Source organism: Pseudomonas sp. H2_D02, assembly GCF_054677635.1.
Genome location: NZ_CP162816.1, coordinates 3,472,585 through 3,489,288 on the forward strand (window position 1 = coordinate 3,472,585; position 16,704 = coordinate 3,489,288).

A 16,704-nucleotide genomic window follows, 5' to 3' on the forward strand; every position below is an offset into this window, starting at 1 on the left:
CTTTTAAAAACTGGACCATTAAGTCAAAGGCGTCAAATGCACTTCGTCATTTAACGCAATCGTGTCGGGCTCACCCCAAGACGCTGCTTGAACGTCGTTGCCATGTGTGCCTGTGAGCTGAAGCCGCAGGCGTGGGCGATTTCTGCGAGGGTCGCCGAGGAGTCTCGTATCAGCGCCCGGGCCTTGGCCAGGCGTCGGTCGATCAGGTAGCCGTGGGGGCTTTTACCGGTCGCGATCTTGAAGGCCCGCATGAAATACCCCTCGGATAATCCCAGCAGTTGCGCCATGGCTCGCACGCCCAACGGTTGGTCGAGGCCGGCATCGATGAACTCATCCAGCAGACGCATGCGGCTGTCGGTGATAGAGCCTTGGGGCCGTGCCGACAGGGCTTTTTCCGATGCTGCGCGTTCAGCCAGCGCGTGGGCCCAGGCTTCCCAATCGTCGTCGAACGAGCCGAGCAGCAGCGCCCGACGCATGCGTTGCGCGAGGGCGATGGCGCGCGGGTCGATGCGATTGTTGAAGGCTCGATCGCCCGCCAACTCGACGCCGTCGGTGCGCATCACCCGCAGGTATTCACCGCCGCGGGGCGACTCGGAATACACATCACACTGGGCCGGGACGAACGCCAGGCCGTTGGGCATCGCATTGAAAGGCAGTACCCGATCACTGCCGATGGCGTGCTGGCCGCGCTGGCTGTCGAAGGCAAAGCCGATCGCCGCCTGGGTCGCGACGTATCGGGCCGCATAGGCGCTGCGGGGGAGCAATTCGATCAGCCACGGGCCGGCCTCGATGCGACGGGTCGATTCAGTCGGGCGCGGTGGCTGGGGGCGGTTTCGATGGCTCATGGTGTCCATAGTAGTGAAGGGGCGGCATAAAAGTCAGGTCGGTTTTTTGAAAGCCTGGGTTCGATGACCCTGCCTAGACTGGGCAAAACCACAGGAGACCGACCATGCACACATTGACGTACGACGATATCGAACAAGCGGCTCGCCAGGTCTATCAGGTCATGCCCGCCACCGCGCAGTATGCCTGGCCCTTGCTGACGGAGCGGTTGGGTTGCACGGTGTGGATCAAGCATGAAAACCATACCCCGACGGGCGCGTTCAAGGTGCGCGGCGGCATCACCTTCATGCAGTGGCTCAAGCGCGAGCATCCGCACGTGAACGGGATCGTCACCGCGACCCGGGGCAACCACGGCCAGAGCCTGGCGCTGGCGGCCAGCGCGGCGGGGCTGCGGGCGTTGATCGTGGTGCCGGAGGGCAACTCGATCGAGAAGAACAACGCCATGCGCGGCTTCGGCGGCGAGGTGGTCGAATATGGCCGCGATTTTGACGAGGCCCGGGAAGAGGCGGCGCGCCTGGCGCAAACCCATGGGCTCTATCTCGTACCACCGTTTCACCCCGAGCTGGTCAAGGGCGTCGCCACCTATGCGCTGGAGTTGTTCAAGGCTGCGCCTGACCTGCACACCGTCTACGTGCCGATTGGCTGTGGCTCGGGAATCTGCGCGGTCATCGCCGCCCGCGATGCCCTCGGCTTGCAGAGCCAAATCGTGGGCGTGGTCTCCACCGAGGCGATGGCGGCGAAACGATCGTTTGAAGCGGCTGAAATCCACGAAACCCCCTCGGCCAATACCTTCGCCGACGGTCTCGCTGTGCGCAAGCCGATTCCAGAAGCCTTCGCCATCTATAGCGCCGGGGCGGCGCGGATCGTAGCGGTCAACGATGAGGAGATTGCCGAGGCCATGCGCGTCTATTACACCGACACCCACAATCTGGCCGAAGGTGCCGGGGCCGCGGCGTTGGCAGCGCTTATCCAGGAGCGCGCGGAGATGGAGGGGAAAAAGGTCGGGGTGATTCTGTCCGGTGGCAATGTCGACAGGTCGGTGTATGCGCGGGTGATCGGGTAGTTGCGGTATGGCGGTTTATCGAAGCAACTGGCGGTCAGTTTGTGACTGAATCTTAATTTGGTCATAAGTTGTCAACCCTCCTTGGGATGCGTAAGCTGCCCCCATGAACCAGCCATCGATAGCACCGCCCAGCGCCCGCGGCCCAGCCGATCACGAAATTCGTGACCAGATCATCGCGGCTGCCCACGAACATTTCAGCCAGTACGGCTTCGGCAAGACCACGGTTTCCGACCTGGCCAAGGCCATCGGCTTTTCCAAGGCGTACATCTACAAGTTCTTCGACTCCAAGCAGGCAATTGGCGAAGCCATCTGCTCCAATTGTCTGTCGACGATCGTCGACGCCGTGGACAAGGCCATCAATGAAGAAGGAATTTCGGCGACCGAGCGTTTTCGTCGGCTGGTCAAGACCTTGGTGGTTACCGGGGTGAGCCTGTTCTTCAACGACCGGAAGCTCTACGACATCGCGGCCTTCTCTGCTTCGGAACGCTGGCCCAGCTCCCGCGTCTACGACGCCAGGATCAAGGAATTCGTGTTGCAGATCATTCGCGAGGGCCGCGAACTCGGTGAGTTTGAACGTCGCACGCCACTGGACGAAACCGTGGATGCCATCCACTTGACCCTGCGGCCTTTCGTCAATCCGTTATTGCTGCAGCACAGCCTGGACTTCGTCGAAGAGGGCCCAGCGCTGACCGCCAATCTTATTTTGCGCAGCCTGATGCCCTGAGGCTTCGACTGACGGCGCGTCCATGCGGTCCTAAAGCAGATTGAACAGAAGCGTGACCATTTTGTGTGATGGTCACGCTTGTGGCTATGGATTCGTTCTCAAGTCTGTTTTGCAGTCAGGACGCTCCACGCTCACCGAGTCGCCAGCGAACCTTCCCCTGGCGACTGCCAACCACCGCCAAGCGCCCTGAATGCCGCGACCGCTGCACGTGCCGATTCCGTTCGCGCCTGCGCCCGGGTATCGGAGGTGCGCAACAGCGTCTCGTCGGCATTGAGCACATCGATCAGGCTCGCGGTGCCTTTCTGATAGGCGACGAAGGATGACTGGCGGGCCTCGCTCAAGGATGTTTCGCCTTGGGTGAGGGTGGTTGCCTGGGCTTCGCGATTGACCAGGGCGCTGAAGGCGTTTTCAACGTCTTCGGTGGCGCGCAGCACGGATTGGCGATAAGCGGCCAGCGCTTCGGCTTCCTGTCCCTTGGCCTGGTCGATCCGGGCATTGATGCGGCCAAAATCGAACAGCCTCCAACGCAGGCCCAGCACGCCCGCCGACTGGCTGGCGCCGCCACTGAACAGGTTACCGCTCGATACTGCCGTGGCGCTGCCGAGCAGGGCGCTCAGGGAAAACTTCGGATAGTACTCGGCGACGGCTTCGCCGATGCGAGCATTGGACGCCGCCAGGCGGCGCTCGGCGACGATGAGGTCCGGCCGGCGGCGCAGCAGGTCCGCAGGGGTTCCCATGGCAGTTATTTGCGGCGCAAGGGGAATCTCGCGGCGCTCGGCCAGTTGTGGTCGATGAGTGCCGGGCGGCGTGCCGAGCATGACATCCAGGGCGTTCGTCGCTGCATCCAACCCGGTCTGCAGGACCGGTACCGTTGCCTGGACTTGTGCCAATTGCCCCTCGGCCTGGCGAACCTGATAACTGGCAGCAAGGCCCTTTTCATAGAGAAACTGGACTTTTTCCAGCAGGTCTTGCTGCGTCCTGACCTGTCGGTTGGCAATGTCCAGCCGGGCCTGCAATCCACGAACCGTGATGTAGGTATCGGCGACTTGCGCGGCGATGGCCAGTCGTGTGGCGACAGCGCCTGCCTCGGATGCCTGGTAATCGGCCAGCGCCGCTTCGCGTCCGCGCCGCAGGCCACCAAAGGCATCTATCTCCCAACTGGCGCCGAGGTTGAGCTCGTAGGAACTTCCGTATCGATCATAGCCAGGCGTGGAATCCAGCACCTGGCCGAGCGGCGTCTCGACCGATTGGTAGGCGCGCGCGGCCTGGCCGTTGATGTTGCCCGAGGGCAGTAAAGCGGCGTTCGCCGCACCCAGTCCCGCCCGAGCCTGCATCACCCGCGCAGATGCCTGCGCCAGGTCCAGGTTCTGTTCCAACGCCTGGACGACGAAGCCGGCAAGCATGGGGTCGCCAAAGCTTTCCCACCAGGCAATCAAATCGGCCTGGCTGGTCGAGGACTGCTGTTCGACCGAAGGTTGGCCCAGGTACCGACTCGAAAGCGGGGCGACCGGACGATGGTAATCCGGGCCGACTGCGCACCCTGCCATCAAGCAGGTGCCCAGTAGAAGAGCAAGTGGGCGGAGGGGAGGCATGGCGTTTCCTTGGGGGACGTAGATTGTGACCATATTACGGTATGGTCACATCCTGTCAATCGTGCTCGTTAGGGTGGTCGACGGGATTCATGAGGATGGTGGTCCGGTAACAAGGGATCCTTGGGGGGAGGCAAATTGACTGATTTGTGACGATTGACAGAAATGGTCACGAGAATGAGAATGCGCTCTCCATCCTGTCCGTTCAAGAAAGGGATCCTATGCTTCGGCGTCGACCTGTCACCCTTGCCGCTTGCCTGTTGCCTCTCGTCCTGACGGCGTGTGGCGAGTCATCCACCGCGAAAGATCCACGCATGGCGGCGCCCTTGGTGAGGGTGGCCGAAGTATTGGGTTCCCCCGAAATCTCACGTTCCTTCACCGGCGTAGTCACGGCCAGGGTCCAGAGCGACCTGGGTTTCCGCGTGTCGGGCAAGGTGCTGGAGCGCCTGGTCGATACCGGCCAGACCGTCAAGCGCGGGCAACCGCTGATGCGCCTGGACCCTATCGATCTCGGCCTGCAGGCGCGGGCCCAGGAAGAGGCTGTCGCCGCCGCCCGGGCCAGGGCCAAGCAGACCGCCGACGATGAGGCTCGTTATCGGGAACTGGTCGCCGCCTGCGCCATCTCTGCCTCGGGCTACGACCAGATCAAGGCCGCCGCCGATACTGCAAAGGCACAGCTCAGCGCGGCCCAGGCCCAGGCCGATGTGGCCCGCAACGCTTCCGGCTACGCCGTGCTGCTCGCCGACGCCGATGGCGTGGTGATGGAGACATTGGCCGAGCCCGGGCAAGTCGTTGCCCTAGGACAAATCGTGGTTCGACTGGCGCGGGCCGGTCAACGCGAAGCCGTTGTGCAATTGCCCGAGACGCTGCGGCCCGCCCCGGGGGCCACTGCGCAGGCAACGCTGTATGGCAACGCTTCGCAAGTGGTCAGCGCGAAGTTGCGGTTGCTGTCGGATTCCGCCGACCGCGTGACGCGTACCTTTGAGGCGCGGTACGTGTTGGAGGGCGCGCTGGGCAATGCGCCGCTGGGTTCGACCGTCACGCTTCGGATCGCCACGGGCGCTCGGCAAGGGCAGGTGCTGCAAGTACCGATTGCCGCCGTGCATGATGCGGGCAAGGGCACCGGCGTCTGGGTTATCACGGGTGAGCCGGCGAAAGTCGCCTGGCGCCCCGTCCAGGTCCTCGGCTTGAGCGACGATGCCGCGCAGGTCTCCGGCGACTTGAGAATGGGTGAGCGGATCGTCGCGCTGGGCACGCATCTGTTGCACGAAGGCGAGGCGGTGAATATGGCTCCTCCGGGCGACGTCAACGTTGCGGGGAATCACCCATGAGCTTCAACCTGTCCGCGCTCGCCGTTCGCGAGCGCTCCATCACCGTTTTCCTGTTGTTCCTGATCGCCGTCGCGGGTGTCCTCGCGTTCTTCCAGTTGGGCCGCGCCGAGGATCCACCGTTCACGGTCAAGCAACTGACGGTCATCACGGCCTGGCCGGGCGCGACGGCCCAGGAGATGCAGGACCAAGTCGCCGAACCGCTGGAAAAACGCCTGCAAGAATTGAAGTGGTACGACCGCACGGAAACCTACACCCGCCCCGGACTTGCCTTCACCATGGTGTCGCTGGTCGATCGCACGCCGCCGTCGCAGGTGCAGGAAGAGTTCTACCAGGCGCGCAAGAAACTGGCCGACGAGGCGATCAAGCTGCCGGCGGGTGTCATCGGGCCGATGGTCAACGACGAGTTTGCCGACGTGACCTTCGCGTTGTTCGCGTTGAAAGCCAAGGGCGAGCCGCAGCGCCTGCTGGTGCGCGATGCCGAGGCGTTGCGCCAACGGTTGCTGCACGTACCGGGCGTGAAGAAGGTCAACATCATTGGCGAACAGGCCGAACGGATCTTCGTGTCGTTTTCCCATGATCGCCTGGCGACCCTCGGTGTTTCGCCCCAGGATATTTTTGCCGCCCTCAACAGCCAGAACATGCTCACGCCCGCCGGCTCCATCGAAACCGCCGGGCCGCAGGTTTTCCTGCGCCTGGACGGTGCCTTCGACAGGCTGCAGAAGATTCGCGACACGCCGGTCACGGTCCAGGGGCGCTCGCTGAAACTGTCGGACGTGGCCACCGTCGAGCGCGGTTATGAAGACCCGGCCTCATTCCTGGTGCGCAGCGGCGGCGAAGAGGCGCTGCTGCTGGGCGTCATCATGCGCGAGGGCTGGAATGGCCTGGACCTGGGCAAGGCGCTGGACGCCGAGACGGGCAAGATCAACGAGGGCATGCCGCTGGGCATGACCCTGAGCAAAGTCACCGACCAGTCGGTGAACATCGACTCGGCGGTCGGCGAGTTCATGGTCAAGTTCTTCGTCGCGCTGCTGGTGGTGATGATCGTCTGCTTCCTCAGCATGGGCTGGCGCGTCGGTGTGGTGGTCGCGGCGGCTGTGCCGTTGACGTTGGCCGTGGTGTTCGTGGTCATGGCTGCCACCGGCAAGAATTTCGACCGCATCACCCTCGGCTCGCTGATTCTCGCGCTCGGGTTGCTGGTGGACGACGCGATCATCGCCATCGAAATGATGGTGGTGAAGATGGAGGAGGGCTACGACCGGATCAAGGCCTCCGCCTATGCCTGGAGCCACACCGCCGCGCCGATGCTCTCCGGCACGCTGGTGACCGCCATCGGCTTTATGCCCAACGGCTTCGCGCAGTCGACCGCCGGCGAGTACACCAGCAACATGTTCTGGATCGTCGGCATTGCCCTGATCGCTTCCTGGGTGGTCGCGGTGGCCTTCACGCCGTACCTGGGCGTGAAACTGTTGCCCGACATCAAGCAGGTCGAAGGCGGCCACGCGGCCATCTACAACACTCGCCATTACAACCGCTTCCGCCAGGTGCTGACGCGGGTCATCGCGCGCAAATGGTGGGTGGCCGGTACGGTGATCGCGACATTCGTGGTGGCGATCCTCGGCATGAGCCTGGTCAAGAAACAGTTCTTCCCGACTTCGGACCGGCCGGAGGTGCTGGTGGAAGTGCAGATGCCGTACGGCACCTCCATCGAGCAGACGAGCGCCACCACTGCCAAGGTCGAGGCCTGGCTGCATCAGCAGGAAGAGGCTCGGATCGTCACTGCTTATATCGGCCAAGGCGCGCCGCGTTTCTACCTGGCGATGGCGCCGGAACTCCCCGATCCGTCGTTTGCGAAGATTGTCGTGCTGACGGACAGCCAGGAGGCGCGCGAAGCCCTCAAGTTCCGCCTCCGCCAAGCGGTCGCCGATGGGCTCGCGCCCGAGGCGCGGGTGCGGGTGACGCAACTGGTGTTTGGCCCGTACTCACCGTTCCCGGTGGCGTATCGGGTGATGGGGCCCGACCCTTCGAAGCTGCGCGAGATCGCCAGCCAGGTCCAGGGCATCATGCAGGCGAGCCCGCTGATGAGGACCGTCAACACCGACTGGGGACCCTTGGTGCCGACCCTGCATTTCAACCTGGACCAGGACCGCTTGCAGGCCGTAGGGCTGACCTCCAACGCGGTCGCCCAGCAGTTGCAATTCCTGCTTACTGGCGTGCCGATCACGGCGGTTCGCGAGGACATCCGTTCGGTGCAGGTGGTCGGCCGCGCAGCGGGGGACATCCGCCTCGATCCGGCCAAGATCGAAGGCTTCACCCTGGTGGGCGCGACGGGCCAGCGTGTTCCGCTGTCCCAGGTCGGCGAAGTCGATGTGCGCATGGAAGACCCGATCCTGCGCCGTCGTGATCGCACCCCGACCATGACCGTGCGCGGCGACATCGCCGAAGGCTTGCAACCACCGGACGTCTCCAGCGCGATCATCAAGCAATTGCAGCCGGTGATCGACAGCCTGCCCGCCGGTTACCGGATCGAGCAGGCGGGCGCGATCGAGGAGTCGGGCAAGGCCGGCAAGGCCATCGTGCCGCTGGTGCCGATCATGGTCGCCATGACGTTGCTGATCATCATCCTGCAGGTCCGTTCGATCTCGGCCATGATCATGGTGTTCATGACCGCGCCGCTGGGGCTGATCGGCGTGGTGCCGACGTTGCTGATCTTCAACCAGCCCTTCGGTATCAACGCGCTGGTCGGCCTGATCGCTTTGTCGGGGATCCTGATGCGCAATACGCTGATCCTGATCGGGCAAATCCATCACAACGCCAGCGAAGGTCTCGATCCATTCCACGCGGTGATCGAAGCCACGGTGCAGCGGGCGCGACCGGTGCTGCTCACGGCGCTGGCGGCGATCCTGGCGTTCATTCCCCTGACCCATTCGGTGTTCTGGGGAACGCTGGCCTACACCCTGATCGGCGGCACGTTCGTCGGCACCATCATGACGCTGGTGTTCCTGCCAGCGATGTATTCCATCTGGTTCAAGATCCGTCCTGATACGAAGAGGGCTCCATGAAAAATCGCGAAGGTCAAAAACGCATCGTCGTCACCGGCGTTGGCATGGTCGGACCGTTGGGCTGCGTTGTCGAAGAGGTCTGGAAGCGGTTGCTGGCCGGGCATTCCGGCATTCGCAACCTGTCCGCGGATGTCATCGAAGGCACGGGCGTCGCCGTGGGCGGGCAGGTGCCAACGCTGGAAGAGGATGGTGTCGCCGGTTACGACCCGGAGCGCCTTATCGCGCCCAAGGATCGCAAGAAGATGGACCGTTTTATCGAGTTCGCCCTGGTGGCGGCTCACGAAGCCCTGGAGCAGGCGGGCTGGCATCCGGTCGAAGCCGTCGATCAGGAGCGGACCGCCACGATCATCTCCTCGGGCGTCGGTGGTTTCTCCACGATTGCCGATGCGGTGCGCACCACGGATGCGCGCGGTCCGCGGCGGTTGTCGCCGTTCACCGCGCCGGCTTTCCTGGCCAACATGGCGGCGGGGCAGGTCTCCATCCGGCATGGTTTCAAAGGGCCGCTCGGTGCGCCCGTTACCGCTTGCGCTGCCGGCGTACAAGCCATTGGCGACGCCGCCCGGCTGATCAAGAGTGGCGAGGCGGACATTGCCATCTGCGGTGGCACCGAGGCGGCGATCGATCGTGTGACCCTGGGCTGTTTCGCCGCGGCGCGGGCGCTGTCCACGGGATTTGCCGAGCGTCCGCAAGAGGCCTCGCGGCCGTTCGATCGGGATCGAGACGGTTTCGTCATGGCCGAAGGTGCCGGGTTGCTGGTGATCGAGTCGCTGGAACACGCTCTGGCCCGTGGCGCCAAGCCATTGGCAGAATTGGTGGGTTACGGCACCAGCGCCGATGCCTATCACCTGACCGCTGGCCCCGAGGATGGCAACGGCGCCCGCCGCGCCATGGAACAGGCGCTACGCCAGGCCGATATCAGTCCCGCCGAGGTGCAGCACATCAATGCCCATGCGACATCCACCCAGGTCGGCGATGCCGGTGAGCTGGCGGCGATTCGTGCAGTGTTCGGGGCGGGCGCGGGCGTGGCTATTACGTCGACGAAATCCGCCACCGGCCATTTGTTAGGCGCGGCGGGCGGCATCGAAGCGATTTTCACGGTCTTGGCGCTACGCGATCAGGTCGTGCCGCCGACGCTGAACCTTCACCATCCCGATGAGACGGCCAACGGGCTCGACTTGGTCGGCCTGAAGGCGCGGAAGATGCCGATCACCCATGCGCTGTCCAATGGGTTCGGTTTTGGTGGCGTCAACGCCAGCGTGTTGTTCCGTCGTTGGGAAGACTGACGCCGCGTCAGCGGCGCAGGAAAAACAGCACCAGCGCGATCAGGCAAGTCAACGCCTGAATCGCGCCCAGCGTGGTGATGGGCGAAAAGCTCAACACGGAGGCGAGCCAGGTGGTCAACGCGGCTGCGCCCATGGAGAGAAAACCCAGCAGCGCCGAGGCCATCCCGGCCTCTTTGCCGAAAGGCCCCATGGTGATCGCCGTACCCAACGGATTCGCCAGCCCCATCCCCCACAGGAACGTCACCATCGAAACGGCATACCAGCCCAGACCCGGATGGGCCGGCCCGATGATGAGCAGCCCCCCGCCGACCATGGCGCAGGTAATCCCCAGCAAGGCAATGTTTTGCGGGCCGTAGCGGTGGGCCAGGCGCGGTGCGGCCATGCCCGCGGCGAAAACGACGAACACCGTCGAGGCGAAATACAGGCCGGCCTGTACCGAGGTCAAGCCGATGCCTTTCATGAGAATGGCTGGGGCGGCGGCGAAAGAGGCGAACAGGCCGCTGAGCAACAGGCTCATCGACAGGGCCGGGAGGATGAAGCGCTTGTCCGCCATCAGCCTTGCGTAAGCGCGCACGACGCTGGCGGTGGAGTGGGGTGCGCGGCGGTCGGCGGGATGGGTTTCGCCAAGATCGCGTACATAGAAGAACGCCAGCACCACGGCGGCCAATCCCACCAGGATGAAGATGGCGCGCCATCCGAGCGTGACGGACAGGACGCTGCCGGCCAGCGGCGAAAAACCGGGTGCGGCGGCGGTGGCAACCATGGTCAACGACAGGGCGCGAGCCAATGTCTCGCCTTCGAACAGGTCCCGAGCGATGGCACGCGACAGCACCGAGGCCGCGCACACGCCCAATGCCTGGACGATGCGTCCGGCGATCATGACATCGAGCGTGGTGGCGAGTCCTGCGATGACGGTGCCGACGATAAATACCAAGAGTCCGCCCAGCACCAGTTTGCGCCGCCCATAACGATCAGCCAGCGGCCCGACCACCAACTGGCCCAGGGCAAACGTGACGAAGTAGCTGGAGAGTGTCAGGCCCAGTTCGCGGGCAGTCACGCCGAGGTCGTCGCCGATGACCGGGAACGCCGGGAGGATGATATTGGTGGAGAGCATGCCGATGGCCGCGAGGCCGGCGAGCAACGCGACGATTCGGCCGGTCAGGGCTGGACTCGATGCGTGTGGCTGCGCGTCTGCAATCGCTGATGCAGTTCCAGTTTCCATGGATCAATCCCCTTGGCCGGTTTTTGTCTGGCTTATGATGGTCGTAATATGACGATCGTAATCCGGTGCGTCAAGGTCAAAAGAGGATTCAGCAGGACAGGGGCAATGAAGGGAATTCGAACGGGCGCAGAAAGGTGTTTGTACGGTGTGAAATGACTCCGGTCGACGCCTGTCGGCGCCGACCGAGCCAGAGGTTTACCAGCGGAAGTTGACGGAGGTCACCAATTCACGCTCGTCGCCGTAGCGGCAGATGGCAGCCTCACAATAGACGTATTTTTTATTCGTCACGTTGTTGGCGTTGAGGGCGATGTCCCAGTTCTTGTCGATCTGGTAGCTCGCCATGGCATCGAACAGCGTGTAGGCCGGCATTTGCGAATCGATGCCGGACGCCTGGGTGGTTCCCTTGTAGCGCGCGCCGCCGCCGATTTTCAGCTGTGGCACGCCGAACAGGGCGAAGTTGTAGTCAGCCCACAGCGCGGCTTGGTGGTAAGGCGTATCTTCGCTGCGCTGACCCACTTCGCTCTGGATTACGCTTTTGGTGATGCGCGCATCGGTGTAGGCGTACGTCGCGATGACCGTCAGTTGAGGCGTGATGTCGGACTTGGCTTCCAGTTCCAGGCCACGGGAGCGCTGCTCGCCAATCTGCTGGGGATTGAGGCCAGCCAAGTCGCGCTTCACGACGTTTTCCTGTGTCAACTCATAGACGGCTGCACTGAGCAGTGTGTTGCTGCCAGGAGGCTGGTAGCGGATGCCGATTTCGTACTGCTTGCCTTCGGTCGGATCGAAGGTCCGGCCCGTTGCTTCAGCCACCGCGACCGGGAAGAACGATTCGCTGTAGCTGATGTAAGGGGCCAGGCCGTTATCTGCCTGATACACCAGGCCGGCGCGCCAGGTTGTGGATTCGTCGTCCTGGCTCAGCTTTTGACCAGTTGCGAAGCCTTCCTGGTCCTGGTCGGCCCAGTCATGGCGACCGCCGAGCAGCAGCAGCCAATGATCGTCGAACTTGATCTGGTCCTGCAGGTAGATACCTGTCTGGAAGGTGTCGATCTGCGAACCGCGATCGCGGTTCCGGCTTTTGTCCACTACCACTGGCTGCCCGTAGTTGTAGTCGCCGATGTTGATGGACGTGGAGTTGGCCCGGAAGTTATGCGAGTCGTACGACGCGTCGTAGGTATCAGCGCCCATCAGGAAGGTGTTTTCCACGCCGCCGATGTTCCAGCGTGTTTCGATGTTGGTGTCGCTGGCCAACGCCCGGGAACGTTCACGGCGGTCACTGTACTGGCGAGCGAGGACGCCCGTGGCTGCTGCTGTATTGACTGGATTCCCTGTCCGAACCTGCATGTACTTCCACTTCACATCCGCTTCGTAGTAACGCAGCTTGTTGCTGATTCGGGTGTGTTCGTCAAATCGGTGCTCGAACTCATAACCGATGGCGGACATCTCGCCATTCATGTCGTCGTAGTCGGGTTCGCCGATGAAATCGTGGCGGCCAATGGTGAATGGCCCTTTGCCCACGCCCTTGACCAATTGGTAGGGCAGTGGGGCGGAGAAGCGCGTGTCGCTCTTCTGGTAGAACGAGAGCAGGGTCAGCGAGGTGTCTTCATCGGGGCGCCAGGTCAGGGCCGGGGCGATGTAGAGCTTGTCGTCGTTGATGTAGTCCTGCTGGGTGTCGCTGTCACGCTGGAGCATGGTCAGGCGGTAGCTGAGGACATCGCTGTCACCGAGCGGGCCGCTGAAATCGGCGGTCAGTTGCTTGCGATCGTGGTTGCCGTATTGCAGCCCCAATTCATGGAGCGGGGTTTCGGTCGGTCGTTTGCTGACACCGTTGACGAAGCCGCCAGGCGACAGTTGGCCGTAGAGCACCGAAGCCGCGCCACGGACGACTTCCACGCGTTCCAGGCCATAGGGCTCCTGGACGCCGTCATAAGAGTTGTATTGCAGGCGCATGCCGTCGCGCAGCGAGCCGCCCGTGGCGGACTCGACGTCGAAGCCGCGCATGCGGAACCGGTCGGAGGTACGGTTGAAGCTGCTTGGCTGGCTGGTGAAGCCCGGGGTGTAGCTGAGGGCGTCCGCCAGGGTGTCGGACTTGCGATCGCGCATTTCATCGGCGGTAACCACGGACACCGACTGCGGCGTTTCGGTAATGGCCGCGTTGGACTTGGTGGCGCTGCCGTTGCGCAGGGCGACCTTGCCGGCCAGCGGAGCCGTGGGGTTTTCCACCGCGGCGGCATTGATGTTGATTTCGCCCAGCTGAAGAGGGGCGTTGGCGGTGGCCTCTTCCTGTGCGGCGATCGCCTGGGCTGAAAAGATGCTCCCCAAGGCCAGGGCCAGAGTGCTCAGGTGAAAAGCTGGGTGACGCGAGACGTAATGTTTATCGGTGCCAACTGTTGTTTTTCTTTCGAGCATCGAGGAAGTCCTTGGGGTTGTTTTTCATCTTCGCGAGCCTGCTGTCCCGGTCCAGCGGCGTCAGGCAGGCAAGCGAGGTTAGTGTCTACTGGCCATAATCTGACTGTGAATGATAAGGGTTTGCATTAATATTGTCAGTCTTGTAGGGAAATTATTTTAGTTTCGACATATTCTGTGCCCCACTTTTTGGCCCTCGATGGGTTTCGCGGTGCTGTCACCGGGAAACGATTGCGAGGGTTCGGTACGATGGACGATTCGATCAGGCCCTCTAGGGCGGTGGAGGGACGGTCATGCTGAAAGCCAGCAACGTGCGGCTGAGCTATGGCGAGCAACAGATTCTCAACGGTGTCAGCCTGGATATTCCCGAAGGCTGCTTCACGGCGTTGATCGGGGCGAACGGCTGCGGCAAGACCACGCTGCTTAATGTGTTGGCGCACATGCTGCGGCCCAGCGCGGGCGAGGTGCAGCTGTCCGGCAAGGCCCTGGGCCAGTATTCGCGCCGGGCGCTGGCGCAACGCATGGCGTTGTTACCCCAGCGCACCACCTCGCCGGCCGGCATGAGCGTCCGGGAATTGGTGATGCAGGGGCGTTTTCCCTGGCAGAGCTGGTGGCGCCAGTGGTCCGAGCAGGATCAGCAGGCCATTGACCGTGCCATCGACCTGGCGGGCATCGCGCCTTTGCTCGATCGTTCGCTGGCCACGCTGTCGGGCGGCCAATTGCAGCGATGCTGGATTGCCATGACCTTGGCCCAGGACACCCCAGTGATCCTGTTGGACGAGCCCACGACGTTTCTCGATATCGCCCATCAGATCACCTTGCTCGAACTGCTGGTGGACCTGCGCGAGCAAGGCAAGACCGTCGTTGCGGTGCTCCATGACCTGAACCAGGCCGCGCGTTATGCCGATCACCTGGTGATGATGCGCGAAGGCCGTTTGCTGGCCCAGGGCACGCCCGCCGACGTCTTCACCCGCGAGAATCTCAAGGCTGTCTTCGACCTGGACGCGCACATCATCACCGACCCTTATTCGGGCGATCCGCTGTGCGTGCCGCAAACCACCCGTAGCCAGCCCTCGGCTGTGCGGGAGGCGATGTGAGTCACGGTTTGCGATTGCCGGTGTGGCTGGGCCTGCTGGTCGCCATCGGCTTGGCCGCGCTGCTGCACCTCGCGGTTGGCGCCAAGAGCATCCCTTGGAGCGAAGCCTGGCAGGCGTTGGTGGCTTATGCGCCGGACAACGCCGACCAGAGCGTCATTCGCGGCAGCCGCCTGCCGCGCCTGTTGGTGGCCATGCTGGTGGGCGCCAGCCTTGGCCTGGCCGGGGTGATCATGCAAGCCGTGGGCGACAACCCATTGGCCGATCCGGGCATCCTCGGCATCAACAGCGGCGCGGCATTGTTCGTGGTGTTCGGCTTGTTGGTGTTGCCGGGGCACGACCTGTCGATGATCCCGCTGTTCGCGTTCAGTGGCGCGCTGGTGGCAGCCGTCGGCGTCCTGCTGCTGGCGGGCCGCGGGCATAACCCGATCCGGCTGACCTTGTCCGGGGCGATGATTGCGGCATTGTTCAGCGCCATCACTTCGATCCTGCTGTTGCTCGACCAGCAGGGGCTCGACAGCCTGCGCCGTTGGCTCACCGGGTCGATTGGCGTGACCGGCGGCTCGATGCAGGCGTGGGTCTGGCCGTATGTGGTGTTGGGCATGCTTCTGTGCCTGGTCAATGTCCGGGCACTGAATGCCCATCGACTGGGTCCACAGGCTGCCGCTGGCATGGGCGTCAACCTGTTGAAAATGCGCCTGTTCGGCCTGGCCTCCGTGGTCCTGCTGTCGGGGTGCGCGGTCGCTCTGGCGGGGCCGATCGGCTTTGTCGGGCTGGTGGTGCCTCACGCTGCGCGCCTGTTGTTCGGCGACGATTATCGACGGCTGTTGCTGGCCGCGCCCTTGCTCGGCGCGCTGCTGCTGATCCTGGCTGACATCGCCGCACGAACGGTGGTGCGTCCCTTCGAGCTCAACACCGGGATTGTCACGGCACTGATTGGCGGGCCGATTTTCGTTGCGCTGGTGTTGAGGAAAGTCAAATGACGCGCCTGGGACTGACCTTGCCCAGGACGCTGCCCTTGTTGCCTTGGGTGGCCCGGCCGATCGATGTGATCTGGGTGCTGGTGTTGATGTTTACATTGGTGGCCGTGTCGTTGTACGCCTTGACCGTCGGTAGCTATTCGTTGGGTGTCGCCCAGGCCTGGCAAGCCTTGTGGTCCCCTGATCGGGTCGACTCGACGATGCGCAACCTGCTTTGGGAGTTGCGTTTGCCGCGTGTCGCGCTGGCGATCCTCGCCGGCATGGCCATGTCGCTGGCCGGCCTGTTGATGCAGTCGTTGACGCGCAATCCGCTGGCGGCGCCGGGCCTCGTGGGCGTGGAATCGGGCGCCAGTGTCACGATGCTGCTGATCATCGTGCTCTGGCCCACGCTGCTGCCGCTGGAACTCTATCCGTTGGCGGCACTGGCGGGCGGGTTGGCCGTGGCATTGTTCGTCGCATTGCTGTCGTGGCGCCAGGGCATTTCACCGCTGCGGTTGATTCTTGTCGGCGTCGGGCTGACTGCCATGCTCAGTGCGGTGGCCGACCTGTTGATCACCTACGGCAACATCGATCAGGTGGAATCGGCGCTGATGTGGCTGGGCGGCAGCTTGCACCGGGCCGGTTGGCCTCAGGTCCGCAGCCTCGGTATCTGGCTGCTGCTGGCGGGGGCTCCGTTGCTGTTTTTCCACCGTCAGTTGAACCTGTTGCAATTGGGCGAAAAAGTCGCGCTCAGCCGTGGCCTGAACGTCACCGGCGTGATGATTTTCCTGTTGCTGTGCAGCGTCATGCTGACGGCGGCCGCCGTGGCGAATGTCGGCACCATGACCTTCGTCGGGCTGGTGGCTCCGCACCTGGCGCGCCAACTGGCGGGTGATCGTCACGGTGCGCTGATGCCGTTGTCGGCGTTGGTGGGGGCGTTGCTGGTATTGGCGGGCGATACGCTGGGGCGGGGGCTTTTCCCGCCGTTGCAGTTGTCGGCGGGGCTGGTGGTCGCCATCATCGGCGCGCCTTATCTGATCCTATTGTTGGCGCGTCAACGCAGTCGCTGAAGACACAGCGATGCATATCTTGAAAACATTGGAGAAAAACGCGTGCGGGAAAGAGTGAAGGGAA

At 63.3% G+C, this 16,704-nt stretch carries 12 protein-coding genes; 8 read left to right on the top strand and 4 right to left on the bottom strand.

What is annotated here, in order from left to right; genetic code table 11:
- Positions 1-50: 50 nt before the first annotated feature.
- A complete protein-coding gene (locus tag AB4N42_RS16135; RefSeq protein ID WP_460114969.1) occupies positions 51-854 on the bottom strand; it encodes a helix-turn-helix transcriptional regulator in 804 nt (267 codons plus the stop codon).
- 95 nt (positions 855-949) lie between these two features.
- Between AB4N42_RS16135 and AB4N42_RS16140 the strand changes: the two genes are divergently transcribed.
- Complete coding sequence (locus tag AB4N42_RS16140) at positions 950-1,906, top strand: threonine dehydratase (protein WP_460114970.1); 957 nt, start codon at positions 950-952, stop codon at positions 1,904-1,906.
- A gap of 103 nt (positions 1,907-2,009) precedes the next feature.
- On the top strand, positions 2,010-2,630 hold the full coding sequence (locus tag AB4N42_RS16145; RefSeq protein WP_030141577.1) for a TetR/AcrR family transcriptional regulator: 621 nt from the start codon (positions 2,010-2,012) through the stop codon (positions 2,628-2,630).
- 131 nt (positions 2,631-2,761) lie between these two features.
- Here AB4N42_RS16145 and AB4N42_RS16150 read toward each other — a convergent pair whose 3' ends face one another.
- Positions 2,762-4,222, bottom strand: coding sequence for an efflux transporter outer membrane subunit (locus tag AB4N42_RS16150; protein WP_460114971.1), 1,461 nt, complete (start codon positions 4,220-4,222; stop codon positions 2,762-2,764).
- Positions 4,223-4,440: 218 nt separating this feature from the next.
- On the opposite strand from AB4N42_RS16150, the gene AB4N42_RS16155 reads away from it, so the two are divergent.
- Genes AB4N42_RS16155 through fabF form a run of 3 tightly spaced genes read left to right on the top strand, consistent with a single transcriptional unit; the run spans position 4,441 to position 9,892 of the window.
- Positions 4,441-5,550 (top strand): efflux RND transporter periplasmic adaptor subunit, encoded by a 1,110-nt coding sequence (locus AB4N42_RS16155; RefSeq protein ID WP_460114972.1) that lies wholly within the window; start codon positions 4,441-4,443, stop codon positions 5,548-5,550.
- Complete coding sequence (locus AB4N42_RS16160) at positions 5,547-8,609, top strand: efflux RND transporter permease subunit (RefSeq protein WP_460114973.1); 3,063 nt, start codon at positions 5,547-5,549, stop codon at positions 8,607-8,609. Before AB4N42_RS16155 ends, AB4N42_RS16160 begins: the two co-directional genes overlap by 4 nt.
- Positions 8,606-9,892, top strand: coding sequence for a beta-ketoacyl-ACP synthase II (fabF, locus tag AB4N42_RS16165; protein WP_460114974.1), 1,287 nt, complete (start codon positions 8,606-8,608; stop codon positions 9,890-9,892). Before AB4N42_RS16160 ends, fabF begins: the two co-directional genes overlap by 4 nt.
- Before the next feature lie 7 nt (positions 9,893-9,899).
- Here fabF and AB4N42_RS16170 read toward each other — a convergent pair whose 3' ends face one another.
- Both AB4N42_RS16170 and AB4N42_RS16175 read right to left on the bottom strand, forming a co-directional pair.
- Positions 9,900-11,114, bottom strand: a complete 1,215-nt coding sequence (locus AB4N42_RS16170; protein WP_323155370.1) for a multidrug effflux MFS transporter — start codon at positions 11,112-11,114, stop codon at positions 9,900-9,902.
- Between the two features lie 195 nt (positions 11,115-11,309).
- On the bottom strand, positions 11,310-13,520 hold the full coding sequence (locus AB4N42_RS16175) for a TonB-dependent siderophore receptor (RefSeq protein ID WP_460114975.1): 2,211 nt from the start codon (positions 13,518-13,520) through the stop codon (positions 11,310-11,312).
- A 290-nt stretch (positions 13,521-13,810) separates the two neighbouring features.
- Here AB4N42_RS16175 and AB4N42_RS16180 point away from each other — a divergent pair, with 290 nt between their 5' ends.
- From AB4N42_RS16180 to AB4N42_RS16190, 3 genes are read left to right on the top strand one after another with little or no spacing between them, the layout of a single operon-like run.
- Positions 13,811-14,614 (top strand): ABC transporter ATP-binding protein, encoded by an 804-nt coding sequence (locus tag AB4N42_RS16180; protein ID WP_217859654.1) that lies wholly within the window; start codon positions 13,811-13,813, stop codon positions 14,612-14,614.
- Entirely contained in the window at positions 14,611-15,594 is a 984-nt protein-coding gene (locus tag AB4N42_RS16185) for a FecCD family ABC transporter permease (protein WP_030141569.1), read from the top strand. Before AB4N42_RS16180 ends, AB4N42_RS16185 begins: the two co-directional genes overlap by 4 nt.
- The gene (locus tag AB4N42_RS16190; RefSeq protein ID WP_460114976.1) at positions 15,591-16,640 is read left to right on the top strand and encodes a FecCD family ABC transporter permease; all 1,050 of its coding nucleotides are present in this window, start codon (positions 15,591-15,593) and stop codon (positions 16,638-16,640) included. The genes AB4N42_RS16185 and AB4N42_RS16190 overlap by 4 nt, the downstream gene beginning before the upstream one ends.
- Positions 16,641-16,704 lie beyond the last annotated feature (64 nt).

What these genes read in the sequence shown, in the direction of transcription:
- AB4N42_RS16135 (WP_460114969.1), bottom strand. Translation starts at nt 854, where the DNA reads ATGGACACCATGAGCCATCGAAACCGCCCCCAGCCACCGCGCCCGACT.
- AB4N42_RS16140 (WP_460114970.1), top strand. Translation starts at nt 950, where the DNA reads ATGCACACATTGACGTACGACGATATCGAACAAGCGGCTCGCCAGGTC.
- AB4N42_RS16145 (WP_030141577.1), top strand. Translation starts at nt 2,010, where the DNA reads ATGAACCAGCCATCGATAGCACCGCCCAGCGCCCGCGGCCCAGCCGAT.
- AB4N42_RS16150 (WP_460114971.1), bottom strand. Translation starts at nt 4,222, where the DNA reads ATGCCTCCCCTCCGCCCACTTGCTCTTCTACTGGGCACCTGCTTGATG.
- AB4N42_RS16155 (WP_460114972.1), top strand. Translation starts at nt 4,441, where the DNA reads ATGCTTCGGCGTCGACCTGTCACCCTTGCCGCTTGCCTGTTGCCTCTC.
- AB4N42_RS16160 (WP_460114973.1), top strand. Translation starts at nt 5,547, where the DNA reads ATGAGCTTCAACCTGTCCGCGCTCGCCGTTCGCGAGCGCTCCATCACC.
- fabF (WP_460114974.1), top strand. Translation starts at nt 8,606, where the DNA reads ATGAAAAATCGCGAAGGTCAAAAACGCATCGTCGTCACCGGCGTTGGC.
- AB4N42_RS16170 (WP_323155370.1), bottom strand. Translation starts at nt 11,114, where the DNA reads ATGGAAACTGGAACTGCATCAGCGATTGCAGACGCGCAGCCACACGCA.
- AB4N42_RS16175 (WP_460114975.1), bottom strand. Translation starts at nt 13,520, where the DNA reads ATGCTCGAAAGAAAAACAACAGTTGGCACCGATAAACATTACGTCTCG.
- AB4N42_RS16180 (WP_217859654.1), top strand. Translation starts at nt 13,811, where the DNA reads ATGCTGAAAGCCAGCAACGTGCGGCTGAGCTATGGCGAGCAACAGATT.
- AB4N42_RS16190 (WP_460114976.1), top strand. Translation starts at nt 15,591, where the DNA reads ATGACGCGCCTGGGACTGACCTTGCCCAGGACGCTGCCCTTGTTGCCT.